This window comes from Cytobacillus sp. SAFR-174 (genome assembly GCF_051964675.1).
GTDB lineage: Bacteria > Bacillota > Bacilli > Bacillales > Cytobacillaceae > Cytobacillus.
Genome location: NZ_JBQCMZ010000001.1, coordinates 172,352 through 197,717, shown reverse-complemented (window position 1 = coordinate 197,717; position 25,366 = coordinate 172,352). Strand labels below are relative to the sequence as shown.

At 40.6% G+C, this 25,366-nt stretch carries 25 protein-coding genes; 4 read left to right on the top strand and 21 right to left on the bottom strand.

Going from position 1 to position 25,366, the window contains the following annotated elements:
- Window positions 1–242: 242 nt before the first annotated feature.
- The 11 genes from ACTHRG_RS01020 to ACTHRG_RS00970 all read right to left on the bottom strand — a co-directional run bounded on the left by ACTHRG_RS01020 (window position 243) and on the right by ACTHRG_RS00970 (window position 13,366).
- Complete coding sequence (locus tag ACTHRG_RS01020; RefSeq protein WP_076261475.1) at window positions 243–2,159, bottom strand: stage V sporulation protein D; 1,917 nt, start codon at window positions 2,157–2,159, stop codon at window positions 243–245.
- Window positions 2,160–2,257: 98 nt separating this feature from the next.
- On the bottom strand, window positions 2,258–4,480 hold the full coding sequence (locus tag ACTHRG_RS01015) for a penicillin-binding protein (RefSeq protein ID WP_076261477.1): 2,223 nt from the start codon (window positions 4,478–4,480) through the stop codon (window positions 2,258–2,260).
- On the bottom strand, window positions 4,480–4,845 hold the full coding sequence (ftsL, locus tag ACTHRG_RS01010) for a cell division protein FtsL (RefSeq protein WP_076261479.1): 366 nt from the start codon (window positions 4,843–4,845) through the stop codon (window positions 4,480–4,482). Before ftsL ends, ACTHRG_RS01015 begins: the two co-directional genes overlap by 1 nt.
- A 34-nt stretch (window positions 4,846–4,879) precedes the next feature.
- Window positions 4,880–5,812, bottom strand: coding sequence for a 16S rRNA (cytosine(1402)-N(4))-methyltransferase RsmH (gene rsmH / locus ACTHRG_RS01005; protein WP_076261481.1), 933 nt, complete (start codon window positions 5,810–5,812; stop codon window positions 4,880–4,882).
- A 111-nt stretch (window positions 5,813–5,923) separates the two neighbouring features.
- On the bottom strand, window positions 5,924–6,355 hold the full coding sequence (mraZ, locus tag ACTHRG_RS01000; RefSeq protein WP_009330903.1) for a division/cell wall cluster transcriptional repressor MraZ: 432 nt from the start codon (window positions 6,353–6,355) through the stop codon (window positions 5,924–5,926).
- A gap of 277 nt (window positions 6,356–6,632) precedes the next feature.
- Window positions 6,633–8,267 (bottom strand): bacillithiol biosynthesis cysteine-adding enzyme BshC, encoded by a 1,635-nt coding sequence (gene bshC, locus ACTHRG_RS00995; RefSeq protein WP_076261483.1) that lies wholly within the window; start codon window positions 8,265–8,267, stop codon window positions 6,633–6,635.
- 142 nt (window positions 8,268–8,409) lie between these two features.
- Window positions 8,410–8,796, bottom strand: coding sequence for a DUF3397 domain-containing protein (locus ACTHRG_RS00990; protein WP_311315724.1), 387 nt, complete (start codon window positions 8,794–8,796; stop codon window positions 8,410–8,412).
- Window positions 8,797–8,806: 10 nt separating this feature from the next.
- The gene (locus ACTHRG_RS00985; RefSeq protein WP_076261487.1) at window positions 8,807–9,700 is read right to left on the bottom strand and encodes a 2-dehydropantoate 2-reductase; all 894 of its coding nucleotides are present in this window, start codon (window positions 9,698–9,700) and stop codon (window positions 8,807–8,809) included.
- A gap of 183 nt (window positions 9,701–9,883) precedes the next feature.
- Window positions 9,884–11,425 (bottom strand): acyl-CoA carboxylase subunit beta, encoded by a 1,542-nt coding sequence (locus ACTHRG_RS00980; RefSeq protein ID WP_076261489.1) that lies wholly within the window; start codon window positions 11,423–11,425, stop codon window positions 9,884–9,886.
- Window positions 11,426–11,794: 369 nt separating this feature from the next.
- Entirely contained in the window at window positions 11,795–12,007 is a 213-nt protein-coding gene (locus tag ACTHRG_RS00975; protein WP_076261491.1) for an acetyl-CoA carboxylase biotin carboxyl carrier protein subunit, read from the bottom strand.
- Window positions 12,008–12,022: 15 nt separating this feature from the next.
- Window positions 12,023–13,366: an acetyl-CoA carboxylase biotin carboxylase subunit gene (locus tag ACTHRG_RS00970; protein WP_076261493.1), complete on the bottom strand. Its 1,344-nt coding sequence runs from the start codon at window positions 13,364–13,366 to the stop codon at window positions 12,023–12,025.
- 264 nt (window positions 13,367–13,630) lie between these two features.
- Here ACTHRG_RS00970 and ACTHRG_RS00965 point away from each other — a divergent pair, with 264 nt between their 5' ends.
- Window positions 13,631–14,104: an N-acetyltransferase gene (locus ACTHRG_RS00965; protein ID WP_035328746.1), complete on the top strand. Its 474-nt coding sequence runs from the start codon at window positions 13,631–13,633 to the stop codon at window positions 14,102–14,104.
- A gap of 78 nt (window positions 14,105–14,182) precedes the next feature.
- Here ACTHRG_RS00965 and ACTHRG_RS00960 read toward each other — a convergent pair whose 3' ends face one another.
- The 4 genes from ACTHRG_RS00960 to ACTHRG_RS00945 all read right to left on the bottom strand — a co-directional run bounded on the left by ACTHRG_RS00960 (window position 14,183) and on the right by ACTHRG_RS00945 (window position 16,634).
- Window positions 14,183–14,812: an RsfA family transcriptional regulator gene (locus ACTHRG_RS00960; protein ID WP_076261495.1), complete on the bottom strand. Its 630-nt coding sequence runs from the start codon at window positions 14,810–14,812 to the stop codon at window positions 14,183–14,185.
- Between the two features lie 108 nt (window positions 14,813–14,920).
- On the bottom strand, window positions 14,921–15,679 hold the full coding sequence (locus ACTHRG_RS00955; RefSeq protein ID WP_076261498.1) for an enoyl-CoA hydratase/isomerase family protein: 759 nt from the start codon (window positions 15,677–15,679) through the stop codon (window positions 14,921–14,923).
- A gap of 138 nt (window positions 15,680–15,817) precedes the next feature.
- On the bottom strand, window positions 15,818–15,991 hold the full coding sequence (gene rpmF / locus ACTHRG_RS00950; protein ID WP_009791160.1) for a 50S ribosomal protein L32: 174 nt from the start codon (window positions 15,989–15,991) through the stop codon (window positions 15,818–15,820).
- A 118-nt stretch (window positions 15,992–16,109) separates the two neighbouring features.
- The gene (locus ACTHRG_RS00945) at window positions 16,110–16,634 is read right to left on the bottom strand and encodes a YceD family protein (protein WP_048011377.1); all 525 of its coding nucleotides are present in this window, start codon (window positions 16,632–16,634) and stop codon (window positions 16,110–16,112) included.
- 229 nt (window positions 16,635–16,863) lie between these two features.
- On the opposite strand from ACTHRG_RS00945, the gene ACTHRG_RS00940 reads away from it, so the two are divergent.
- Window positions 16,864–18,078, top strand: a complete 1,215-nt coding sequence (locus ACTHRG_RS00940) for a nucleotidyltransferase (protein ID WP_076261500.1) — start codon at window positions 16,864–16,866, stop codon at window positions 18,076–18,078.
- 96 nt (window positions 18,079–18,174) lie between these two features.
- Here the strand turns inward: ACTHRG_RS00940 and ACTHRG_RS00935 are convergent, their stop codons facing one another.
- Both ACTHRG_RS00935 and ACTHRG_RS00930 read right to left on the bottom strand, forming a co-directional pair.
- On the bottom strand, window positions 18,175–19,185 hold the full coding sequence (locus tag ACTHRG_RS00935) for a SepM family pheromone-processing serine protease (protein ID WP_076261502.1): 1,011 nt from the start codon (window positions 19,183–19,185) through the stop codon (window positions 18,175–18,177).
- Window positions 19,182–19,973: a patatin-like phospholipase family protein gene (locus ACTHRG_RS00930; protein WP_076261506.1), complete on the bottom strand. Its 792-nt coding sequence runs from the start codon at window positions 19,971–19,973 to the stop codon at window positions 19,182–19,184. Before ACTHRG_RS00930 ends, ACTHRG_RS00935 begins: the two co-directional genes overlap by 4 nt.
- 323 nt (window positions 19,974–20,296) lie before the next feature.
- Here ACTHRG_RS00930 and ylbJ point away from each other — a divergent pair, with 323 nt between their 5' ends.
- Window positions 20,297–21,514, top strand: coding sequence for a sporulation integral membrane protein YlbJ (gene ylbJ / locus ACTHRG_RS00925; RefSeq protein ID WP_076261508.1), 1,218 nt, complete (start codon window positions 20,297–20,299; stop codon window positions 21,512–21,514).
- Window positions 21,515–21,593: 79 nt separating this feature from the next.
- Here ylbJ and coaD read toward each other — a convergent pair whose 3' ends face one another.
- The 3 genes from coaD to ACTHRG_RS00910 form a co-directional block, all read right to left on the bottom strand.
- On the bottom strand, window positions 21,594–22,073 hold the full coding sequence (coaD, locus tag ACTHRG_RS00920; protein WP_076261511.1) for a pantetheine-phosphate adenylyltransferase: 480 nt from the start codon (window positions 22,071–22,073) through the stop codon (window positions 21,594–21,596).
- A 59-nt stretch (window positions 22,074–22,132) separates the two neighbouring features.
- Window positions 22,133–22,687, bottom strand: a complete 555-nt coding sequence (gene rsmD / locus ACTHRG_RS00915) for a 16S rRNA (guanine(966)-N(2))-methyltransferase RsmD (protein ID WP_076261513.1) — start codon at window positions 22,685–22,687, stop codon at window positions 22,133–22,135.
- 350 nt (window positions 22,688–23,037) lie between these two features.
- The gene (locus ACTHRG_RS00910) at window positions 23,038–24,441 is read right to left on the bottom strand and encodes a stalk domain-containing protein (protein WP_076261515.1); all 1,404 of its coding nucleotides are present in this window, start codon (window positions 24,439–24,441) and stop codon (window positions 23,038–23,040) included.
- Window positions 24,442–24,626: 185 nt separating this feature from the next.
- Between ACTHRG_RS00910 and ACTHRG_RS00905 the strand changes: the two genes are divergently transcribed.
- Window positions 24,627–25,016, top strand: a complete 390-nt coding sequence (locus ACTHRG_RS00905) for a DUF7147 family protein (protein ID WP_076261517.1) — start codon at window positions 24,627–24,629, stop codon at window positions 25,014–25,016.
- A gap of 35 nt (window positions 25,017–25,051) precedes the next feature.
- On the opposite strand, the gene ACTHRG_RS00900 is transcribed toward ACTHRG_RS00905, so the two are convergent.
- Window positions 25,052–25,327, bottom strand: coding sequence for a YlbG family protein (locus ACTHRG_RS00900; RefSeq protein ID WP_009330926.1), 276 nt, complete (start codon window positions 25,325–25,327; stop codon window positions 25,052–25,054).
- Window positions 25,328–25,366 lie beyond the last annotated feature (39 nt).

Below are 25,366 nucleotides of genomic sequence, written 5' to 3'. Positions count from 1 at the left end.
AGTTTGACCCCCTTATTATCTTTGGTTCCGCTGAGTCTTGAAGTGGGGTCTTACTCCCGTTAGACTGCGATAAATAAATATAATCAAAACAACATTCTAAATGATGGCGATATATATTGTACAGGATAATTGCTTTTTTAGCTATTTTATATATAGAAGAAGAACCCTGAAAGTATGTTACAGTTTCCTTACAAACAAAAAAAATTCAGGCGGCGCAGAGGAAGCCGCCCTCATTTCTTATCTTATTTATTATCAAAATACAGGCGGATCGTTGAACCTTCTTTTAACTTAATGCCCGGCTGAGGCGTTTGTTTTACCACCGTATCCCCTGTCCCGCTGGCATCAATTTTCAGGTTAAGATATAGTTCCCCAAGGTCTTTCTTTGTCATACCTACCATATCAGGAACCTCAATCATTGGGGAATCCATCCATGTCAGCTCTTTTTCAATTTGATTTTTGCGGGGCTTTACACCCATCGCCCGCAGGCTGTCCCCCATGATTTCTCCTACAATCGGAGCAGCTACAACACCCCCAAATTGAACGGTTCCTTTTGGATTATCCACAGCCACATACACGACGAGCTGAGGATCATCAGCAGGTGCAAACCCTATGAATGATACGATATGGTTATTTTCCAGGTACCTGCCATTTTGCGCTTTCTGTGCAGTCCCCGTTTTTCCCCCAACACGATATCCGTCAACGAACGCTTTTTTTCCTGATCCTTTTGCCACAACTGACTCAAGCGCTTTGCGGATTTCATCTGATGTTTCCTTTGAAATTACTTTTCTCTTTGCATCAGGCGATTTTTTCATCAAAACTTCACCTGTAGCCGGATTTATAAGCTCTTTTGCTATATAAGGCGTATATAATGTTCCGCCATTAACCGCAGCTGAAATGGCTGCTACCTGCTGAATCGGGGTAACGGAAACCCCCTGACCAAAAGCAGTGGTTGCCTGCTCGACTGGACCAACCCGATCGAGATTAAATAGAATCCCTTTCCCCTCGCCCTGAAGGTCGATGCCGGTCTTTTCGCCGAACCCGAAGTCGCGAATATATTTAAATAGAGACTCCTTGCCTAATCTCTCACCCAGCTCTACAAAGCCTGGGTTGCAGGAATTCTGTACTACTTCAAGATAAGTCTGACTGCCATGTCCACCCTTTTTCCAGCATCTCAGTCTGGCACCGCCCACTTCAACAGATCCCGGGTCGTGGAAATGATCCTTTTCCAAATTTACCTTTCCCTCTTCTAATGCAGCTGCCAGAGTAATGATTTTAAATGTGGAACCAGGCTCGTATGTACTCCATATCGGCAGATTGCGGTTGTAGATCTCCGGAGGAACATTTTTAAAATTCGCGGGGTCAAAATCCGGTCTGCTGGACATGGCAAGAACCTCTCCATTATTTGGATTCATGGCAATTGCGATTATTCCATCAGGGTTGTATTCCGCCTGAGCTATATCAAGCTCCCTTTCTACAATAGTCTGTATCTTTGAATCGATGGTAAGCTTTAAATCCATTCCATCAACCGGCGGCTTATAGTCATCCGCCATATCGTTCATCCGCTCTCCCTTTGCATTCGCATAAAACTTAACAGATCCCTTTTTCCCTTTTAACTTTTCATCATAATATAACTCAAGGCCCATAAGACCCTGATTATCAATTCCTGCAAACCCCAGAACATGCGATAGGTAATTACCGAAAGGATAATGGCGTTTTGAATCTTCACCAATGTATACTCCTTCGATACCCAATGCACGGATTTCTTTCGCTTTTTCATGGGAAATCTTTCTGCCTTGAGGAATTTTCACACTTGATGCCCTTTTGGTGATAAGCTCATAGGCTTTTTCTTTTGGCATATTCAGTACTGCAGCCAATTTCTCTGCAGCATCTGCAGGATCCTTGATTTGTCTGGGTACAACATAGACAGTTGGAGCACTGACATTAGTAGCCAGCGGAACACCATTTCTGTCAACGATTTCTCCTCTTTCCGGTTCGAAGGGGATATCTCTGCTCCAGAGCTCCTTTGCGCCATCTGTAAGCATATTCCCCAGAAAAAACTGAACATATCCCAGACGCAAATCAATTATAAAAAAGACGAGAATACCAACAAACAACGCTGCAGTCAGCCGTTTTCGAACGGTTACATTAGAAACACGCATGTACGGACGAACCTCCTTAAATTATGGCTCGTTCCAATATATGCTTGTACCAAAACGAATAGAACGCACTGCCGCACATCCGGCAGTACGTTCCCCATTTAATCAAGCACTGCTTCCTCTTCTTCTTGCTGCTCTTCTGATTTGAGGTTCTCCTCATTATATTTCTCAGCAGGGTGCTCAAGTTCGACTATTAAATAGTCACCTTCCCTAAGTACAGAACCGGCTTTCAGATTTTGTTTCATCACATACCCGCTTCCAACAGTATTAAGCTTTAAGTCAGCAAGCTTTGCCACCTTCATGACGTCCCTTAACGACCAGCCAGACATATCAGGCACTGTTAATTCACCATCTGTCTTTAAGATCACTCGTTCGCCTTCAAGCAAATTATACATATTGCCAGGGACCTGCCTTTGTACCTTGGTGCCCTTTCCCAGCACAATAGCTTCAAATCCGGATTTTTTCAATTGTGCCTTTGCTTCCTCAACTGTTTTTCCTTCCACTTCAGGCGCTTGTTCCGAATTTGCCTTTAGTTCTTTTGCCGGTTCTATATTTAAATATTGCAGACTGCTTTTCATTACCGGAGTAAAAATCTTAGCAACAGGTTCTGCACCATTTGTACTGAGGTCAATATCCGGCTGCTGGACCGCTACATAGATGATCAGTTCAGGATCATCTTTTGGCGCCATGCCTAAAAACGAGAAGATAAAATTTTCATGACCTGTTAAATATCCCCCGCCATTTGGATCGGGGATTTGGGCAGTCCCCGTTTTTCCCGCAACCTCATAGCCTTCGATATTATACCTTTTATACCCTGTTCCTTTTTCAGAAGAAACAACTGTTTCCAGGATATCCCTGGCTTTCTTTGCCGTTTCTGCAGATATGGGATTACCCTTCACCTTCGGCTTTGTTTTTTTCACGACTTCCTTTTTATCGCTATCAACAATACTGCTGATAACATGTGGCTGCATCATTTTGCCGTCATTCGCGATGGCGGTAGCTGCCTGTATCTGCTGAATAGGCGTAATGGCCGAACCTTGTCCGAATCCCGTAGTTACCTTATCAAGCGGCCACTCATAAGCGATCTTTCCGCCCGTTTCATTCGGCAGGTCAATCCCCGTCGGATTTTCAAAGCCGAACTTTGTTATATATTCCCTGTATTTTTCATACCCGAGCTTTTCTTTCACTATCTTCGCAAAAGCCACATTCGATGAACGCTGCACACCTTCAAGGTAAGTAATCGATCCCCAGCCGCGTCCCTGATTATGGTCTCGTATAGCCGGTGAATTTTCCGTCACTTTATAACTTCCTGATTTATACCATTCATTCGGATTAAACTCACCCTCCTCAATGGCAGCAGCCAAAGTAAAAATCTTCATGGTTGATCCGGGCTCAAATGAGTTTTCAATCACTTCATTATGCCAAGTGTCTTCGATGCCTTCCTTTGTTTTCGGATGAAAGGACGGTCTCTGTCCCATAGCCAAAATTTCACCTGTTTTAGCATCAGCGACTACCGCAACCATTTTTTTCGGCTTATACTCCTCGTCTACTTTATTCATAGAATCTTCGAGGAAGGTCTGGATCTTCTTATCGATCGTCAGATACACATCTTTGCCATTTTGAGCAGGCTGGATTTTTTGATCTCCATTAGGAAGCAGATAGCCCCATATATCACTTTCATAGCTGAATTTCCCATCTTTTCCTGTGAGCACCTTATTTAAGCTCTGCTCGAGGCCCAGCATCCCGACTGTATCGGTCTTATTTGTTTTTGATTTTTTCTTTTCAACATACCCGACTAAATGTGAGGCGAAGACTCCATTTGGATAAAACCGCTTGGAATCTGTTATGAAGGTAATCCCGGGCAATTTCATATCTTCTATTTCTCTTTTTGTCTTTAACGGAAGATCGCGGCCCTCTTTTCCAAATTCAACCTGGAATGGTTTTTCTCCATCTTTTGTTTTCTTTGTTAAAATCCTGTAAATCTCTGACTCTTCCAGGTCAATGGCTTTTGAAAGCGCCGCTGCTGTTTTTCCGGGGTCTTTCACATAATCAGGTTTCATGCTTTTGTCCAGGATTGCTACAAGCTTGTAAGAAATAGTATCCTCGGCAATGACTTCGCCATTTCGGTCATAAATGGTACCCCTTTTGGCCTGAATGGTCTTTTCGCGTTCATATTTCTGCTGAGCCTTAGCTGCAAGTGCGTGGCCTGCTGCCTCACCTGTTGCCTGAATAGAAACAAAGCGAAAAATTAATACAAAAAAGAGCAGGCTGAATATTAAAAATAATATCGCTGCTCCAAAATTGATATTTGGCTGTTTCTTCATTAATCTTCCACGACCTTGACATTATTTCCGCTGAATTTGAGACCCATTGCTTCAGCTTTCGCTTTAATGCGTTCGTATGTACTTAATTCACTCACTTGCATACTAAGATCTGTATTCACTTTGCTCTGCGTTTGGATTGCTTCTTCTGTTTGCTGAATTTCTTTGTTTACTTCGTAAATGGCCGCCTGATTTGAAACCATTTGCACTGCACCAAAACAAACAATGCCAGTGAAAGCAAGCCCCAGTATTTTCTCGCCGGGGGAAAGCCAGGACTTTTTTGTTTTTAATTTCTTTGGGGCCTGTACGGGCTGGGTTTGAACATCAAATTGTTTTTCTTCCTGTATTTTTCGGGCTAAATTGCTCATAATTCCCCTCCTGTAATTTATTTTCTCTATTCGATTAAAGCTTTTCTGCTATTCTCAGCTTTGCGGACCTTGCTCGATTATTATGTTCCAGCTCTTCCTCTGAAGGCAGAATCGGCTTTCTGTTAATTAACTTTAAGGTTGGCTTATATTCATCTGGAATAATCGGCAGGCCGGGAGGCAGATTCGGTGTTTCGCTGGCTTTTTTAAAGGCAGCTTTACAAATTCGGTCCTCCAGTGAGTGAAACGTAATTACGCTGATTCTTCCATTGGGATTTAATATGTCAATAGCCTGGTGCAGAGAATCTTCAAATACACCCAGTTCATCATTTACAGCTATTCTAATTGCCTGAAAAACACGCTTGGCGGGATGTCCGCCTTTTCGCCTGGCAGGTGCAGGAATGGCCTCTTTAATAATTTCTACCAGCTGGCCTGTTGTTTCTATCGGAGTAACTTCCCTGGCCGCTTCAATTTTCCTCGCAATTTGCTTTGAGAATTTCTCTTCTCCATATCTGAAGAAGATTTTCACAAGTTCACCATATTCCCAGCTGTTTACCACATCATAAGCGGAAATATCAGCACCGGTATCCATTCTCATATCAAGCGGGGCATCATTATGATAGCTGAATCCTCTTTCAGGTGTATCCAGCTGAGGTGAAGAAACGCCAAGATCATATAAAACACCATCCACTCTAGAAACACCAAGGTTTTCAAGCTCTTCCTGAAGATACTTGAAATTGCTTTTGATAATCGTGATTCTGTCGCCATATTCAGCCAGTTTTTCTTTTGCGTGTGCAATTGCTGTGTCATCCTGGTCAAATGCGTATAGCTTTCCTTTTGCAGACAGCTGGGAAAGAATTAATTTACTGTGGCCTGCTCCGCCCAGGGTACAATCCACATACACACCATCAGGATGGATGTTTAAGCCTTCTACTGTTTCTTTTAATAGTACTGTTGTATGTTCAAACATTGTTGAATGAATCCACCTTTCCAATCAGAGAAGCACAAGACGCGTTGTAAGCATCCGGAGCTAAACAAGTATCTTTGTTTCATGGGAAATTATATTACTAAAACATTCCCATTATATATCAAACCCAATCATATTTTCCGCAATATCAGCAAAAGATTCCTCTGATTCTGCAAAATAATCTTCCCAAAGATTTTTGCTCCATATCTCGATCCGATTGGAAACGCCCAGCACTACACATTCTTTTTCCAATTTTGCATATTGCAGAAGCGGGGAAGCAATATTTATTCTTCCTTGCTTATCTATTTCACATTCAGTGGCACCTGAAAAGAAAAAACGGGTAAATGCACGGGCATCTTTTTTAGTAAGCGGAAGTCCTTTTAATTTCTCTTCAAGCTGCCTCCACTCATCCATGGGGTAGCCAAACAAACATTGATCAAGGCCGCGTGTCAAAACAAATGTTTCACCCAGGTTATCACGAAACTTGGATGGCACGATGAGACGGCCTTTATTATCAACGTTATGATGGAACTCACCCATGAACATACCCACTGCACCCACTTTCTAACTCAAATGTACCACAATCCCCCACTTTCCTCCACATGTTTTTAATTATTCTACCACTACATTTAAAATCCTGCTTCCTATAAGGTATTCTTCCATTTTCCGTTCGTCTTTTTATTACATTTTCTTTAAACTCTTTACTGTTTTTACACAAGGTTTTTTAAAGGGGAAAACACAGGTGATAAAGAGGTTTCACCTTCTTTTTCATATAAAAAGGACCTTATCCAAATGGATAAGGCCCGAAGAATAATGGCGAATATTAAATTTTTATGACTTTGTGTGTCCCATCAAAATCAAACGAGATATGGAGTAATTCTTCAAGAAAATCTGTCCCATATTTATTAAGGTAATATAGAATATTCCACACTCTCTCCTGAGGAATGCCGCCCGGTCTCAGGGAGATTTCCGCTTTTTCATATTTTTTAATAACCACATCATATTTTTGCTGTATGGATTTCTGAATTTTATTCTCCATGAAATCTATTTGCTTCAATAACAGCTCTTCATTTTTCTTCAACAGTGGAAGAAGGGCACTAACATCTTTTAATGTAAGCTCTTCAATAAGCTCATAATTTTGTTTTAACTGATCTTTTGTTTTACGGAACTGGTCTTCTAAGCTTTCATTTTTAATACTCTTTAGATAAGCTTCCTTCACTGCTTCCGTTCCTGATACGAGCACAGACTGTAAATCAAGTCCTAATTCGTCCAAATCACTTTCTACAGACCGTTCTAAAAAGGTTATATTTAAACGCGGCATAATAGGAGGCATTTTCATCCCAAACCATTCAAATGCCATTTTAAGTTCAGCCCAATAGGCAATTTCACCAGGCCCGGCTATAAAGGCTAGAACCGGAAATAGGCATTCCTGAGTGATGGGTCTTGTCACCACATTATTGCTCAGTCTTTCTGGATGATTTTCAGCAATCTCCAGAAGCTCACTCATGGTAAACTCATGGAAGCACTCCTTCCCTGTAAATACCTTTTTCTCCTGATTGAACTCCAAAAGAACCCTTTCTTTATGCTTTTCATCATAATAGAACAGGTTGGCAGCATTTTCACTTAAATCAATGGCATTTGAAAATCCAGCATTCTCCAGGTTATGCTGCTGGATTTTCACACGGTTTGTGATTTCTTCAAAGCCTTTAATCTGGTTGCCAAAAATACTGCTTTCAAGCTGGCGGAGCCTTGGGTCACCGGAATCAACCAGAAGAAGCCCTGTTTCTTTAAATAAATGCATGATAATGCCGGCAAAGAAATCCACATAGGTTTTGGAATGCATAATTTTTTCTTCCAATACCAAAAGGAGATTTTTTGTATGTTCGGTCTCTCCAAAAGTTTCAATGATGTCTTCCACCCATGCCCTGCATTTTTCACGGTTCAAAGGGATATTTGATACCATTTTCTTCTCTAATACTTTTTCAGGGTAAGTCAATTTTTCCATTTTATTATTCTTCTCGATGAAAATGTGATTTACTTCCTGATAGTCATGATCCTCGCCCGCAATCCAGAAAACAGGTACAACGGGAATGCCCAGCTTACTTTCCTGCTGTTTTGCAAGATGAATGATTGAGATGATTTTATGTATAGTATAAAGAGGTCCCGTCAAAATCCCTGCCTGCTGTCCTCCGATAATCACTGCACTATTTTCTTGCTTAAGCTTATTTAGCGAGTCATGAACTGCCGGTGAAGAAGGAAAACGATCCATAAACTCTCCAATATATTGAGAAAGTTCATTCCTCATAAATGAACGGCCCTTCAGTTCAGCTACCCTTGCTTTATAATCAGAATCCGAATTATAACGATAGTGAAAAAACTGCATAAGTTCTTCTGTTTGTGCAATATAATCTGTTGCAAACCGGTTTGTTGCCGGTAATGAGAGATTAAGAATCTCCATTAATGAACTTCCTTTCTCATAGCTGATCATTTTGATTTTCATCTTATGAGTATAGCATTGTCTTAATTGAAAAGAAAAAAACTTTGCTTACCTAAATGCTTCAATTCTAAATGTTAAATCATCATGTTTATAAACCTGTTTATTAAGGTATGAAAACAACGGAAGTTACCCTTTGAACAAGACCGATTAGCATCAAGATAATATAAGCTGTTAAATAGAGCAGGAAATTAAATCTCCAGAATCCTTTGAATAAGATACGCATATTAATTTCATGCTTAATTCTCCAATGAATGATAATAAAAATGACAGCTGTAATGAGCAGGGATAGAATAATCATCCATAGAAAAGATTTATCCCAGATAACGATAATTAAATAGTGAACCGACAATATAAATAAAAAAGTGCTGACATCCAAGGCAATATGTACAGATTTTTTATGTTTTTTTGTAATTTGTTTGCTGATAATAAAAACAGCCAGGTACCCGAGCAGCGGTATGGTCACCAGTGTTGCAATCAGGCTTGAGAACACAGTGTTCAACTTATTTCCCCCTCTCCCTGCCTTTAATCTGACAATAAAGACTTTCTGTATACGGAGCAGACATTTTCTTCATTTCAGCTTCCTTGAGGATATAGCCTAAAATAGCATCTATCTCTGTTTCCCTGCCTTCTTCAATATCCTTAAGCATTGAGGATCTGTTCATCCCTGTTTCCTTACAGACACTTTTTACGTGGCTTAAAGCAGCTGCTTTATCAGTGATTTTTAATATGGCACTTACTTCCTCAAACAACTTTAAAAATAGCTGATAATAATATTTATTCGAAAGCAGTTCACCATTTCTAACACGGAGAACTGCAGTGAGAGGGTTTATCAGACAGTTGACGATTAATTTTTGAATTAGCATTTCCAGATGATCCTCGACGAAAATAAATGGAAAAAAGCAGGATGCCGAATCGGAAATTTTTTTCAAAAAATCCACATCACCCTTTAATGCTGCCACTTTTGTGACTCCTACCCCGGTATGCAGCACAGTATCAGATGCTGTCTTAAAAGCACCATGCTCAACACTGCCCACAAAAAGGTTATCAGCTTCCAGCATTTCTGCCCACCTCAAGTGCCCCATCCCATTTTGCAGAAACAAAAATGACCCGGATTTGCAAGCATCCTTCTTCAATAAATCTATTGTCAATTCAGGAATACTGTATTGCTTAACCGCAACGATTGTTAAATCCTCTTCCCCCTTCCATTCACTAAAATGGCATGCCTTAACGCGGGTATTGCTGCGGATTCCATTTCTCTCGATTGTAAGTCCATTTTTGCGCAGCTTATTCAGCTGAATGCTGTTTCTCACATAGATAAGCACATCATGATTTTCATTTAAGTAATGGGCAAACAGAAGGCCGACAGCGCCTCCTCCGATAATAGCTATTTTCATAACAGACTCCACCATTTTTACTTTTTAAACATATTTTAACAAAATAAGATAAATTCATGGGTAAAATGGAACATTTTTAACATGAAATCTAATAGTTATTTCTTAATTCCATTTTTCATCAGCTAAATCCTTTAAAAAAATCCCTTTTTCGAAAATCGAAAAAGGGATTTTTAATGATGAGTATTAAACCGGATAAACCGGATGTTTCCGGACACTGAATGTCAGTTCTTTAGTCTCATAAAGAGTAAATCGGTTAATTAAAACATTTCTTAAATCTGAAGGTGCAACAATATCGTCAACAATTAATTCAGAGGCTAGCTTGTAGATATCAATGGTTTCTTTATATTCCTGCTGTTTTTCCTGAACATACTTAATCTTTTCTTTTGGATCTTCAATCGCATTGATTTTATTGGAATAAACAGCATTTACAGCTGCCTCAGGTCCCATTACTGCAATTTGCGCTGTTGGCAATGCTATGCAGCAATCAGGCTCAAATGCCGGACCAGCCATTGCATACAATCCGGCTCCATATGCCTTTCTTACAACAACGGAGATTTTCGGAACTGTTGCAGAACTCATGGCAGCAATAAGCTTGGCACCATGACGGATAATTCCGGCTCTTTCAACCTTTGTCCCGATCATGAACCCAGGGACATCCGCCAGGAATAACAGCGGAATATGGAAAGCATCACAAAGCTGAATAAACTTCGCTGCTTTATCCGCAGAATCCACAAATAAAACGCCGCCTTTAACCTTTGGCTGGTTGGCGATAATTCCCACTTGCCTTCCGCCTATTCGGGCAAGTCCTGTGATTAGTTCCGCAGCAAAAAGCTTCTTAATTTCAAAAAAGCTGCCTTCATCAATTAAGGAATCAATACACTCATACATGTCAAATGGGGCATTTTGATTTTTTGGGATGATTTCTTCAAGCGCACGGCCGGATTTTGGCATGACGGCTTCCAGCTTCGCAGGTTTTTCTTTAAAGCTTGCCGGGAAATATGCCAAATACCTTCTTGCTGACTCAATAGCCTCTTCCTCACTATAAGCAAGGACATCACCACATCCGCTGACAGAACAATGCATGCGGGCGCCGCCCATTTCTTCCAGGGTTACCTTCTCCCCGATAACCTTTTCTGCCATCCTTGGTGATCCGAGATACATAGAAGCATTTTGATCTACCATTATAACAATATCACAAAATGCAGGTATATAAGCTCCGCCGGCAGCAGATGGTCCAAAAAGGAGGCAAATCTGCGGTATCATGCCTGAAAGCTTTACCTGGTTATAAAAAATTCTTCCTGCTCCGCGTCTATTCGGAAACATTTCAAGCTGATCGGTAATACGGGCACCGGCAGAGTCAACCAGGTATAGAATCGGAACTTTCAACTTCTCTGCTGTCTCCTGAATACGGATGATCTTTTCAACCGTCCTCGCACCCCAGGAGCCGGCTTTTACTGTTGAATCATTCGCCATTACGCAGACAGTCTGGCCGTTTATCTTTCCAACTGCAGTAACAACTCCATCTGCAGGAAGGTCATTTTCCTGGCAGTTCGCAAATTTTCCATCTTCTTCATAGAATCCGTCATCAAACAAAAGCTCTAGCCGTCTTCTTACAAATAGCTTGTTTTGTGCTTCGTTCTTTTCATGATATTTTGGATGTCCGCCCGCTTCTATTACCCGGCTTCTTTCCTGGAGCGTCTCAGTTAATGTCTTTGCAGTAGTCATTCCCATCCTCCTCAAATATAAAGTGAAACTTCAATCAGGGAGGCCTTATCCCCTGATTGTTAGTCGCGTTCTAGTGTCGCTAAGATCTCCGCTAGCGCTTCGATCAATCGACACTATGAACCCGATTGGTTCAACTAAGCCTCTGCCTGCGCGTCGGCAAGTTTCACTGTATCTCACCAATCGGGCCTTTACGGGCAGTTTGACCCCCACTTATCCTCCTTTGATTCCTCTGAATCTTGAAGTGGGGGGTCTTACTCCCGTTAGACTGCGATAAATTTCAAATTATAGCCAATAATCCGAATGGCAGATAGTTACACGGAACAGACGGGGCTTAGCAAGCAGCCTCATGCCTTGTGTGTCCCTGCCTGCTTACTCAAATACAACCAGCACATCGCCTTCGTTCACAAAATCTCCTATGCTGACCTTCACTTCAGCAACTTTCCCAGCAGTTTCGCTTTCGACCGGAATTTCCATTTTCATGGACTCAAGCATTAGTACTTCCTGTCCTGCATTAACCTCCTGGCCTGCTTCGACCAACACATTTAATACAGTACCTGCCATTGATGATGTAATTTCTTTCATTGTAATTTCCTCCTTTTAGTTAACGGCAAAAGCCTTCTGGGTTAGATAGGATGTAGAATAATTTCCATTACGGAAATCTTCGTCTTTTAAAATTTCTTTAAATAATGGGGCATTCGTTTTAATACCTTCAATTTTCAGTCCATCAAAGAATCGCAGTGCATTTTTGATTGCTTCATCCCTTGATTGGCCATAGATAATGCATTTTGCGATCATAGGATCATAAAATGGGCTGACTGCCGTATTTGAAGCATATCCGTAATCTACTCGTATTCCCGGAGAATCTGCCCATTCAAATTTTGACAATTTCCCAGGAGAAGGCATGAAGCTTACAGGATCCTCTGCATAAAGCCTAAATTCAATCGAATGGCCCTGCTGCTCTATATTGTTCTGTTCAAGAGGAAGCTTTTCCCCTCTCGCTGCAAGGAGCTGCCATTCGACAAGATCAAGTCCGGTTACTTGTTCAGTTACGGGATGCTCGACCTGAAGTCTTGTATTCATTTCAAGAAAATAAAAATTCTCCTGTTCATCTACAATGAACTCAATAGTACCGGCATTTTTATAATTGACTGCTCTGGCAGCCATCAAAGCTGTATCATACATCTTTTGCTTTGTTTGCTCTGAAAGGAAAGGAGATGGTGATTCCTCCACTACCTTCTGATGTCTCCTCTGTATAGAGCAATCTCTTTCAAATAAGTGGACGATATTCCCATGATGATCACCAAACACCTGTATTTCAATATGTCTGGCATTCTCTATATACTTTTCTATAAAAACCTCATCAGAACCAAAATAAGCTTTGGCACGGGCTTTGGTTGAGTCAAAGGACTTAGCGAGCGCTTGCTCATTTTCACAGCGCACCATACCAATTCCTCCGCCTCCACCGCTTGCCTTTAGCATAACTGGGTAACCCATATCATCAGCAAGCCTGCATGCTTCCTCGATGGTTGAGGTTCCCTCTCCGCTGCCCGGGACAACCGGCACTCCTGCTTCCTTCATGGTTTTGCGGGATACAATTTTATCCCCCATCAATTCAATCGTTTCCGGATCCGGTCCAATAAAAGCAATCCCTGCATCAATTACAGCTCTTGCAAAGCCGGCGTTTTCCGACAAAAAACCATATCCCGGATGAATTCCATCTGCCTTTTCCCTTTTGGCAATCTCTAGAATGGCATCTGTTTTTAAATAAGATTTATTGACAGGCGGTTCACCAATATGGAAAGCATATGTAGCTTCTTTAACAAATGGCAGGTCTTTATCTGCATCAGAATATATGGCAATAGTTTCAATTTCCATTTCACGGCAGGTTTTTATGATTCTTAAAGCAATTTCTCCCCTGTTGGCAATCAGAATTTTTCGCACAATCTGGCCCCTTTCTACTTGTATTAATCCTGCAATAATATATATTTCTACAATCTTCTGCTTATTTCCTGCTATATTTGTAAACGCTTTCTGATTTTTATAAAAAAACTAAAAATATATTAAGTTTTCCATATGTGCAGAATTTTTTGTTTACTTGTTATATAATAATAGACAAAGAAGAAACCTTTCAACTTTAAAGGAAGGTATTATAAAGCGTTTACATCCGCGGAATTCCTACACACCGATGGCTAAGGGGGAGATTTTATGAACTATAAGGTTGAAAAATTAAAGGTAAATTATAAAACTCTGGAAGAGTTTAAGAAATTTAAAGAGTATGGATTGCAGGAGCTTTCCATGCTTGAAGACCTTGAAGCTAATATTATCGAAAACGACAGCGAATCTCCATTTTATGGTATTTATTTCGGGGATAAGCTTGTTGCACGCATGAGCCTTTATCAAATCGAAGCAAGATTCGACCGCTATTTCGAACCTGCACAGGATTATTTAGAGCTATGGAAGCTTGAAGTTTTGCCTGACTATCAAAACAAAGGCTATGGGCAATCACTTGTAGAATTCGCAAAAGGATTTGGACTTCCTATTAAAACAAATCCGCGTGTGAAATCAAAGGCCTTCTGGGAGAAGATGGGATTTGAACCCGTTCATTATGATATGGAACGCGACCTGGGAGAGAATCCGCTTGCCTGGTTCCCTGCTGGTGTTAAAGAACAAACTCATTAAGCAGATGTCTTCTGCTATGAATGCATAGAAATAAGCGGACAAATTTCAGTCCGCTTATTTCTATTTATTTACAATCATCTATTTCTCAACCTTTTCAGGCTTTATTTCGGGATTTACAGTAAAATTCAAGTTTTTGTGGCGGCTGCCGTCCTTAAGCCCAACAAGCTTTCTTGCACTTTCCATAATCTCTACCAGTGCTTTGTAATCCTGTTCCAGCGTATTTAACTCTTTAATTAATTTCTCATTTTCCGCAGCCAGGTAGTACATTTGCTTCTCAAGCTCCTGAATGCGTTTCAAAGCACTGGGATCTTCTGCAGGTGCAGGTTTCTGAGCATTCTCATATAAGGCTTTCAGAAAGCCGACTAACTCATCAAACTCGATTTTCCTATTAATTTCCTGAACTGTGTTTTCGCTTTTTTCCGTCTTTTCCTCAGGAACTGCATGAAGATCATGTTCACTTCCAGCAGCCTGCGGGTTTTTCTTCATTTCTTTTCTCTGCTTTTTTGCCAATTCAATACCTGATTTATATTGTTTTCTTACATAAGAATTCCAGCGAAATCCGCAGGCAGCCGCGGTTCTGCTTAACTGTTTGCCAACTTCTTCAAATGCCTGAAGCTGAGTTCCTCCTTCACGTATATGACGGAGCACAACTTCTGCAAGAAGTAAATCTTCATCTTGAGACCAAGCATCCTGACGGGTTGAAGACATCAGCGTATCCCTCCTAGTGTTTTTCTTTATACATATGCCAATGCTAGAAAAGATAGACTGATATCATATTATAAATTGTAACTTTATTCATCCCCGCAAAGAAAACGCTTATGGCTTATTCAGGAAGCTGTCAACCTTGTTATGGTGTGCTTCTCCCTCCCATAAAACCGAACAGCGGCGCACTTCTTGGTCAATTCTCTCTTCTAAGCCTGCTTTCGCCCATTTATTTACAAGAAGATCTTTATAAGCTTCCAATACCTCACTCTCAAGTCTAATCATTCTTTCCAGAAAATGCAGACACCCATCGGTTGAATCGCCCTGAAAGACTGAATGTACGAAACCTAATTCTTTTAATTCCTCTTCAGTATATAATTTTGCTTCCATCAGCATTCTCATGGCATTGGCAGGAAGCATCTTTTCCATAATAATGGAACCGCCTCCCCAGCCGGTTGTTATGGCTAAAGTTCCCTGAATAAAACCTGCTTTTATTCCTGCTTTGGCAATTCGGTAATCACATGCAGCAGCCAGCTCACAGCCTCCGCCGACAGCTGTCCCATTCAATATGGCAATAGTTGGTGTACGCAAGAATAGTAATTTTTTTAAAAGAGCAGCCATTCTGCTTAGCATTCCAAAGGCTTCATTTTCTGTCTTTAAACTGTGAAAGGAAGATAGATCCCCTCCTGAGCAAAAAGCCTGGTCTCCCTCACCCGTAATCGCAAGCACCTTTACTGATTTCTTACCAGCCATATGAATTGCGGTCTCCAGGCCATCCATAACCTCATAGTTTATGGCATTTCTTTTTTCAGGCCTGTTAATCCTGAAAATTAACAGTCCATTCTCATATTCTTCAATTATGTAAGGCTTCATGGGTGCCTCCTTAAATTTTGATTAACTATTTTTAATATTAGCAAAAATATAGATAGGCATGTACTTATAATGATTAAATCGATGCTTTAAAACGACAAAAGCACAAGAACTAAGTTCTTGTGCTTTGTATCTAAAGGATTAGTCGTTAACTACTTCTTTTCCTTTGTAAGTTCCGCAAGCTTTGCAAACGCGGTGAGCAAGTTTCATTTCACCACAGTTTGGGCATTCCACCATACCAGGAACCTGTAATTTAAAATGGGTACGACGTTTTCTCTTCGCAGTTTTAGATGTTCTTCTAAAAGGTACAGCCATTCTTCCCACCTCCTTAAAGAGTATTAGAGGATGTCCATAGGAATTGGACAAACCCATTAAGAAAGTTATGAAGGCCAGAGCAAGCTGGTGTCTTCAAGTGCTTCTTGTTTTTCTTCCGTTATGAATCGGAAGAAGGATCATTCTGATCAAAAAATTGAGCAAGTCCGGCAAGACGAGGATCTACTTTATCCTGTTTATCCTGCTCATGAATGACCTCCCAATCCTTACCGGATTGTGGAGCTCCCTCTTCACTGCTGTCTTCGCAGAAAACTTGCATTGGGACTTCGAGTAAAAGGATCTCATGAAGGATCGGATTTAAATCAATCACATCCCCTTTTACCTGGTGAACTTCCTCTTCGGTCTCATAATCAGGACCTTTTAAGAGGAAAGTTTCAGTTGTTTCAACATTAATTGGATAATTTACGTCAACTAAAGTACGAGAACAAGGCAATATTAAATGACCCTTTATAGTTAAATGAAAGGTCACTTTGGCAGAATCGATATCCGCACGGCCAGTCACATGCATTGGTGATGCACCGCGTATTTCCGGATTCAATTTCATGACCTCATCAGCATTGACAGTTTCATCAATGGGAAAGTCCTTGCTTCGATATTTTTGTAACTGACTTAAAGTCCATTTCATACGAATCACCCCAAGGCAACAAAGGTAATTATAGCCTTCCTATAATTATTTGTCAATATTTTTTCTTTACACTATAATGTAGCTATTATCATACTATTGAAGGCTTCTTTAGTAAAAAGTTTTTTTGCGGGATTTAGAGATTTTGTTTACTTGGCAATGCGCTCCCGCTATTCTTTTAATACTTTTTCCAATACATATCTTTTTAAACCTTTTCGAGGAGTATGTCAATATGAAAGCAACAGGTGTAATTGTAGAATATAATCCTTTTCATAATGGCCATGCCTTCCATTTGGAGCAGGCCAAAAATATTTCAGGTGCAGAAACCATTATTGCGGTCATGAGCGGCAACTTTCTGCAGCGGGGAGAACCTGCGTTAGTTTCAAAATGGAAACGAGCAGAAATGGCACTAAAGGCGGGTGCAGATATTGTATTTGAACTTCCCTACCAGTTTGCTGTTCAGCAGGCAGATATTTTCGCAAGCGGAGCAGTATCCATTCTAGAAGCAGCCGGCTGCAGCAGCTTATGCTTCGGGAGTGAATCCGGCAATATGGAAAGCTTTCACCAAACGCTGTCATTTCTCGGAAAACATCATGCTGCCTACCAGGAAAAGCTCAGAGTACACCTTGGTGCAGGAGTCAGCTATCCAAAAGCAGCATCCTTGGCATTCCTTGATTTGAATCCTGAAAATGAATTGGTTGACCTTTCAAAACCGAATAACATTCTTGGCTTTCAATATTTAAATTCAGCCCGCAGGATCAATTCATCTATGCAGCTTTTTACAGTTGCAAGAAAAAGCGCAGGATATCATGACGAACAGTTTTCTTCTGAATCTATTGCAAGTGCCACAAGCATAAGAAAAGCACTTTTTGCCGGGAATGGAGAAATTGAAGCCATTCGCCAATATGTTCCGGAAACTACATATCAGGGTTTACTTCAATATAAAAAAGAGTATGGTGCGTTTAATCAATGGGAACAATACTGGTCATTTTTAAAATTCCGTCTGGTTCATCTGCAGCCGGAACAGTTAAGATGCATTTATGAAATGGAAGAAGGCCTGGAGCATAGGTTTTTATCAGCAGCAATTCAGGCAGAAAGCTTTCAGCAGTTCATGGAAAAGATTAAAACAAAGAGGTACACATGGACAAGACTTCAGCGGGCTTGTGTACATATCCTTACAAATACGGAAAAAACAGAGATGCCCAATAAAGCATCAAAAGCCGAATATCTTCGTCTTTTGGGGATGTCCAGGAATGGCAGGAGGTATTTAAACATGCATAAGTCTGACTTAAAGCTTCCGCTGATATCAAGAATTTCCTCAAATGCTGCACAACAGATGCATTTGGATATTAAAGCCTCCCGGGTATATGCAATGGGCATGGAGGCTGCTGAGGACCGGAGTCTTATGCAGCAGGAATTTAACCAGCCTCCTATTATGGTTGACTAAATTCTGTTCTGCCTTCCCTTTTCAAGGCTAATTGCTCCAGATAAAAAAGAAAAGCCAGCGGCATCTCTCGATTGGCGCTGGCTTCTGCAAGTTTTTTTAATCCAGGTTCCTTAAATATTCCACTGCATCATCAAACGTATCCACCGGAACGATTTTCATATCGGTCTTAATATCCCTGGCTGTTGCAGCAGCTGCTCTGTAATTGGAGTCTTCTGCTCCATTTTCGTTAGGCGCAAGGAAAATTTCTGCTCCTGCTTTGTCTGCTGCTACGATTTTTTGCTCGATCCCGCCAATTCTCCCGACTGTCCCTTCGGAATTGATTGTTCCGGTACCGGCTATTTTATAGCCTCCCGTCAAATCTTCTTTTATTAGCTGATTGTAAATTTCAAGAGAAAACATCAGTCCGGCAGAAGGGCCGCCAATTTCTTCACTGTCAATATTCACAGACGGTTCGACCTCTATTTCTTTGTCGTCAACAAGAGTGATCCCTACGCCAGGCTTTCCTGTTTCCTCAAGTGTTTTTAAAGGAATCGAGGTTTCCATCGTTTTATCCTGTCGTTCAAAAGTTAGTGTTATTTCACTGTCCTCCTGTTTATTGGAGACAGCACTGATAAATTCGTCAGAGGATTCGAACTCCCTGCCGTCCACTTTAAAGATGCGGTCACCTGCCTGAAGTTTGCCGTCAGCGGGCATATCAGGCAGCACATTAAGGACATATACGCCATTATAAAGATAATGAATGGGCAGGCCGGCTTTTTTATAAGCCGTTTCAATAGCAGCCAGTTTGGAAGTTGCCATCATATGAAGCTGCCGTACATTATACTCTTCATCTGTTTCATTCTCAGCCCGTATTTCTTCCACAGGATACAATTCCTGATACTTGCTGAATTTGGCGGCCATATATGCATATATATTCGCCCGGCCCATTCTTACGGTAGTCAGCATGAAGCTGCCTTGTTCTTCATAGCCGTTCTCCACCTCAATAATCGGTTCGAGTTCTTTTGCCATACCCGGCTTTGATACATAATAAGGCAGATAATAAAACGAACTGGCCACAAGGATAACTGCCAAAATCAAGAAGGAACGGGTATAAAATTTGCTTTTCATGAATCAGGATGCTCCTTCCATTTAGTTATGTAATGATTAATAGTGTCAATATGCTTTTTTGCTTCTTCTTCGCCAATTTTGATAATTTCTTCAATATTTGTAAATGCGCGTGAGCTATACATTTCCACCCTTGGTTTGATCATAAAATCAGAAGCAATTTCCCGGTGACTGACAAGCTCCATCTGCATGATATCCAGACTCTGCATGATTACGTCATAGATTGAGGTGATTTCCGCATTTGTCTTAACATGTGAAACATCGATTGCGATGACGATATCAGCTCCCATTTCCTTAACGACTGACACAGGAACCCGGTCCACTACTCCCCCGTCCACTAGAAGGCGGCCATTTAATTTTTCAGGCACAAATATACCCGGGATGGATATGCTTGCCCTAACAGCATCAGAAATGGGGCCGCTTTTAAAAACAATTTTCTCACCAGTCATTAAATCTGTGGCCACTACATTAACAGGAATATCGAGGTCCTCGAGGTTCTTTCCATGAGTAAATATACGGATCAATTCCTTTACTCGTTTCCCTGCCACAAAACCCATTTTAGGAACTGTAAAATCTAAATAATACTTCCTTTTAAATGCTTTGGAAAGCTTATATAACCGATCAACATCCAGACCCGCCCCATAAAAGCAGCCTACCATGGCACCCATGCTGCTGCCGGCAATATAATCAATCGGTATGCCGGCTTCCTTCATGACCTTGATCGCACCCAGGTGGGCGAATCCCCGAGCTCCTCCCGAACCAAGTGCCAAACCTATTTTCGGACGCTGCAAAAGACTCCCCCCTTATAGCCACTGGCCGATTCGAACTTATGTTTATTCTATTCATTTTATTTCTAAAAGAAGCATATTATAAAAATTTTCAGCTGAAAATTCACTTATGCCTGTACCTAATTCTATGGTCTATTTTAAAGTTCTATGAGTATATTGAGTTATATGGGGACAAGACTTGGCAGCACAGGCTTTATCACCGTATACCTTTGTTCCGGATTCAAATAAATGAAAAGGCCGGAGAAAAATATAGATGCAAATGCTTCTTTATTTTACCATTGTTTAAATTCATTTCACAGTCAGTACAACTTGAGGGAGGCTTGTCCGTGTTTCGTTCCAAATTAAAAACGGTTACTCTTGCACTCTCTGTAACCTTAATGGCCATCTCATTAATTTCATTTCCCCAGGAATCGGTTGATGCATCCATCAGGGGGTTAGATATGTGGTGGGAAATCGTCTTCCCTTCATTGCTGCCTTTCTTCATAGTATCAGAAATGCTGATCGGCTTTGGTGTTGTTAAATTTATTGGAGTACTTCTTGAACCTTTGATGAGGCCACTTTTCAGAGTACCTGGGGTAGGCGGGTTTGTCTGGGCAATGGGGATGGCTTCAGGCTATCCGGCCGGGGCAAAACTGACCGCAAGGCTGCGGCAGGAGGGACAGCTCTCAAAAACAGAAGCAGAGCGCCTGGTTTCCTTTACTAACTGTTCAAATCCTTTGTTTATATTCGGTGCCGTATCGGTTGGTTTTTTTAATAACGCCAAACTTGGGGTGATATTGGCTCTGGCACATTATCTCGGCAATATTACCGTCGGTTTATTAATGAGGTTCTACGGAAAGAAGCCCAAGCAGCCTTCCCATGGTGCAAGGACGTCAAAACCATCTTTAAGGGCTGCCTTATCAGCTCTTCATCGGACAAGAATAAAGGATAATCGCCCGATAGGCAAGCTTCTTGGTGATGCAGTCATGTCATCCATCCAGACACTTCTGATGATCGGCGGATTTATCATTTTATTCTCTGTTATTAACAAGCTCCTATTTCACATTGGAATAACGGCATTCCTTGCTAAAGGTTTAGAAGCCGTATTGTCAATATTCAGCCTGCCAACAGAATTAAGCATCCCGTTCATTTCAGGTTTGTTTGAAATAACACTTGGAAGCCAGATGACAAGCCAGGTTCAGCAGGCAACATTAATGCACCAGGTCATCATTGTCAGCTTCATACTCGCTTTCAGCGGATTCAGCGTGCAAGCTCAGGTGGCGAGCATCCTGGCACAAACCGATATTAACTTCAAGCCTTTCTTCTTCGCAAGAATTGTTCATGGCTTTGCAGCTGCATTTTATGCATTCATTCTTTGGCAGCCAATTTATGAACGCTATTACAATACAGAACAGCCATCAAATGCCATTCCGGTCGGTCTTTTTGAAAAATACTCGTTTCTCGGTAAATTAATGGATGGATTCGTCTCATCCGGACCGATTATTACTATACTTGCACTTTCAATTTATACTTTAATGCTCGCCAGGCGTTTGGAAAGGAAGTAACAGCAAAACGGGTACCTATCAGGCACCCGTTTTATTAAACCCCATACAATCAGCAGGCAAGGATATCCCCGCTGATTAATTATTGGAACTTGTTTTTCAGAGCTTTTTCTACAATGTCGGGAACTAGTTCTGATATTTTCCCGTTATATTTTGCCACTTCTTTCACAATGCTTGAGCTTAAAAACGAATATTGATTGTTAGTCATAATAAAAAAGGTTTCCACTTCATCATTTAAGACTCTGTTCATGGATGTGATCTGCATTTCATATTCAAAATCAGAAACTGCACGAAGGCCTCGAATAACAGCACTTGCATTTACCGATTTTGCATAATCCATCAGCAGCCCCTGAAATGAATCAACTTTAACATTCTTAAGATCCTTCGTAACTTCTTTTATCAGATGAATTCTTTCTTCAACATTAAAAAGAGGGTTTTTTGAAGAATTATTCAATACAACCACATAAACCTGTTCAAATACCTTTGCCGCTCTCTTAATAATATCCAGATGACCGTAAGTAATTGGATCAAAGCTGCCTGGACAAACCGCGATGCCTCCCATTGTTATCCCCCTGTCACATTCTTGTTATGTATATTTTCCATTAGCTTTCCAAGTATGTATTATTCAGCCCGGCTGTAGATAGAGATAGAAATTATCCCGTAATTTTCATGCTTCTTTTGAACCAGTCTTCCAACAGTTTCAGGGAGCTCCACATCTGATCCATGTTCGCATAGAATTGTTCCCTGATCCGAAAGCAGGTTATTCTCATCAATAACTTTAAGAAGCTTAAGCAGCTGCTGTTTGCGGTATGGCGGATCGAGAAATATATAATCGAAAACAAGATCTCTCTTTAAAATTGCCTTGAGTGCACGATCTGCATCATTTCGATATATTTCCGCCTTTTCATCAAAATCGCAATTGCGTATATTTTCATGGATGGTCTGAATGGCCTTTCCGTCCCTATCCACAAAAATGACCTTGTCCGCTCCTCTGCTCAAAGCTTCAATACCAAGGCCGCCGCTGCCGGCAAAAAGATCAAGCCCCTGGCCACCGTCAAAATAGGGCCCAATTATATTAAAAATAGCTTCTTTTACTTTATCAGTAGTCGGACGGGTTGAGCTGCCCGGAACAGCTTTTAATATCTTCCCTTTTCTAGTTCCCGATACCACTCGCATACGATCACCACTAACCTGCAATTTTTCAATTTTCCTGTCGAAATGGAAAACTGTTTTTTTCTATCCTATCCTACCATATCTTACAATTCGTGGCCAACCGGCAAATTGTAAGCGAGATCATCAGCTGGAAAAAAATATAGCAGGAAGTGTATATCCTTGAGGAATGTGGAAATAATGTAATTAACAGCATCTATTCAAGGATGTTGTTGCCAACCGCGGAGAAGACTTACGTTTCCCCATAAGTTCTTCCTCCGGTTTCTCCTCTCCCTTTGCCTTCTATCCTGAAAAGGATATAGAAGGACCCTGCAGTTAACTGCAGGGCTTTTTATTTTGTATTCTTTTAAATTCTGTCAGGGGGTCAGGTGAATCCCGCCTTCTCTTTCTTCAGCAGTCACTCCAAAAAGTGCTTTAAACCATTGGATTTCCATCCATATTGTTCCGTTTTGCCTAGTTAATGGATTCATAAGCAATCCATAATCTTCTTCATTATAGATAAAAACATTTTTATTCAAATAAAACCGATAACTGTTCTTCCCTTTTGACACAAGCATCGTTTCCTCACCGGAAAGGACCTTAACTTCATATCCTAATGACTGCATCGAGGCTGTAAATGGCAGAAAAATGAGACCATCCCTATATACTAAATTTATGCTCGCCTTCTCAGCACCAGACACCCATAGCTTTTTTTCTTCCTGAAAATACAGAGGGACAAGCAGTGCTTTGCTTTTGATATTCATGGTGAAAAATTGTGTGTGCAGACCCTTAGCATTGCCTAAAAGTTTGTCCAGCTTTTCTGTATTCAGAGTATCCTCCTGTAATACATTTAGAAGAAAATCCTTTAGTTCACCTTCTGTCAACTCCCCCTGCAATTCCTTCAGGACTAGTCTTCCTTCCGATGAGCCAGGTTTTAAATCTAATAATCCTGCTGTGAAAGCATCAATAATCCAGTCAGGAAAGCCATCTGCAAATTTTCTTTGAAACTGCAAAGCTATAAGCTTTTTTTCCAGCTGGTCGACTTTAATGTGTGGAGATGCAATCAGGATATTTTCATCCATATATTCAGGGTAGCGATTGGTAAGGATAATCGACATAAATGGAAAATTCCCGATGTCATCCAGTTTCTTAAAATCCAAGCTGGCTGCCCGAATATCAGTTGTGTATGCATCTGTATTGTTTATAGCTGTCTTCAAAAGCGGTTCCTCTTGCCAGTAAAGTGATGGAACATTTCCATAACCTTCGAAATAATAGTAATCGATATGATCTAGTTTCTTTTGGGCTTTAAGCCTAATCCCTGCTGCCCAGGAACCCTCTCTTTTGAAAGAATCCGAAATTGATATGGACAAGCCTTCAGCCTTTATTCCGGGGATTTTAACAAACCAATCCGTTAACAGGAATGCTTTTTTCTTTTCATTTATCGGTACAGTATACTCAAATATCATCTGATCATCAGCAGAAAAAAATGTATAAGGACTTTCGTCTGCTGAATCACAGGCTTTTCCCGTTCCAGTCTTGCAATTCCATTTAAATAAAGTGTCGGGGATATCAAGCCTATATTCTTTTCGGTCCAGAAGTCCGTTTAACTTTTGAGTGATTTTTAGTTCTTTCTGATGCGTTTCGACTATGATTTCCTGTGTAATCGCCTCGGAACTGTTTATGGCAACCGCACGATCAGAATAAGTCTGCCACTGCCACAGTACCATACCTGAAATAATTCCAGACAAAAGTAAAAAAATAAATAAAGATGCCTTCCACATTGCTATGCCCTCTTAGTCATTTTTCTTTTAACCTAACAATACCAAAGGGAAGGTCATCAGTCACATTAATTTTTATAAATTTTATGATTTTTTTCCATTCTATTTTTATGCTTAAAATGATAAAGTATGGATGGACAAAAATCATTTAATAAGTGAATGCGTTGAGTTTTAAGGAGGTTCTAATTTTGATACAGCGTTTTATAGAAATAGGCGAGGGATACTCAGATATTTATGAATTAATTGAAATTGCACGGGCGAACAAGCATCGATTGTCCCACATGGCAGCTTTCCATACGAGCATCAATAATAGAGAAATGACATCCCTTGCAGTCATATTGAAGCCGACAGACCCGGGAGAATTTCAGCCGTTATATATTTGCCGTGAAGGGATCCCAAATCCCAAGTCAGTGCCAAATAAAAGGTATGATTTATTCGAGGATGCAGCGAAAGAAATGAATAAAGAAATTATTCAGCTGACAGTAAAGCCTTCTGCTATTTTTAATGAAAAGGAATTATATTATCAATATTTAATAGGAATTCTAAGGCTTAATCATTTTATTGCACCTTTGCATTAAATGAGAAAAAGGCATGAGCTTTTGCTCACGCCTTTTTATATTCCCATCTTATAATCATATTCTTTAGCCTTGTCCGGTTTGGAATTTTCAAATTCCGTTTTGAGGAACGGCTTATAGGATGGTTCCACTTTTTTAACAAAAGAATATGAATTTATCTTCTCCATAATTGTTTCCGTATCTGCAAGATCACAGTATAGCACTACATATTTGAGCCGTTTTGAAACATAATGTACATTTCCAAATCTTCTTAACATTTTTGCCTGCTTTAAAGAATAAAGCCATACGATTATTCCTTGCCTTTGACCAAGCATATAGTTTTCCCCTTCAGCGATCGTTTGTTTTATTTAGTC

Bases quoted from the DNA above. Each gene is read 5' to 3' on its own strand.
- ftsL (WP_076261479.1), bottom strand. From the start codon at position 4,845: ATGAGCAATTTAGCCCGAAAAATACAGGAAGAAAAACAATTTGATGTT.
- ACTHRG_RS00955 (WP_076261498.1), bottom strand. From the start codon at position 15,679: ATGAAGCCTTACATAATTGAAGAATATGAGAATGGACTGTTAATTTTC.
- bshC (WP_076261483.1), bottom strand. From the start codon at position 8,267: ATGGAGATTCTTAATCTCTCATTACCGGCAACAAACCGGTTTGCAACA.
- rsmH (WP_076261481.1), bottom strand. From the start codon at position 5,812: ATGTTTGAACATACAACAGTACTATTAAAAGAAACAGTAGAAGGCTTA.
- ACTHRG_RS00910 (WP_076261515.1), bottom strand. From the start codon at position 24,441: ATGTGGAAGGCATCTTTATTTATTTTTTTACTTTTGTCTGGAATTATT.
- mraZ (WP_009330903.1), bottom strand. From the start codon at position 6,355: ATGTTCATGGGTGAGTTCCATCATAACGTTGATAATAAAGGCCGTCTC.
- ACTHRG_RS00965 (WP_035328746.1), top strand. From the start codon at position 13,631: ATGAACTATAAGGTTGAAAAATTAAAGGTAAATTATAAAACTCTGGAA.
- ACTHRG_RS00975 (WP_076261491.1), bottom strand. From the start codon at position 12,007: ATGAAAGAAATTACATCATCAATGGCAGGTACTGTATTAAATGTGTTG.
- ACTHRG_RS00940 (WP_076261500.1), top strand. From the start codon at position 16,864: ATGAAAGCAACAGGTGTAATTGTAGAATATAATCCTTTTCATAATGGC.
- ACTHRG_RS01015 (WP_076261477.1), bottom strand. From the start codon at position 4,480: ATGAAGAAACAGCCAAATATCAATTTTGGAGCAGCGATATTATTTTTA.
- ACTHRG_RS00900 (WP_009330926.1), bottom strand. From the start codon at position 25,327: ATGCTTGGTCAAAGGCAAGGAATAATCGTATGGCTTTATTCTTTAAAG.
- rsmD (WP_076261513.1), bottom strand. From the start codon at position 22,687: ATGCGAGTGGTATCGGGAACTAGAAAAGGGAAGATATTAAAAGCTGTT.
- ACTHRG_RS00935 (WP_076261502.1), bottom strand. From the start codon at position 19,185: ATGAAAAGCAAATTTTATACCCGTTCCTTCTTGATTTTGGCAGTTATC.
- ACTHRG_RS00960 (WP_076261495.1), bottom strand. From the start codon at position 14,812: ATGTCTTCAACCCGTCAGGATGCTTGGTCTCAAGATGAAGATTTACTT.
- ACTHRG_RS00985 (WP_076261487.1), bottom strand. From the start codon at position 9,700: ATGAAAATAGCTATTATCGGAGGAGGCGCTGTCGGCCTTCTGTTTGCC.
- rpmF (WP_009791160.1), bottom strand. From the start codon at position 15,991: ATGGCTGTACCTTTTAGAAGAACATCTAAAACTGCGAAGAGAAAACGT.
- ACTHRG_RS01020 (WP_076261475.1), bottom strand. From the start codon at position 2,159: ATGCGTGTTTCTAATGTAACCGTTCGAAAACGGCTGACTGCAGCGTTG.
- ACTHRG_RS00980 (WP_076261489.1), bottom strand. From the start codon at position 11,425: ATGACTACTGCAAAGACATTAACTGAGACGCTCCAGGAAAGAAGCCGG.
- coaD (WP_076261511.1), bottom strand. From the start codon at position 22,073: ATGGGAGGCATCGCGGTTTGTCCAGGCAGCTTTGATCCAATTACTTAC.
- ACTHRG_RS00945 (WP_048011377.1), bottom strand. From the start codon at position 16,634: ATGAAATGGACTTTAAGTCAGTTACAAAAATATCGAAGCAAGGACTTT.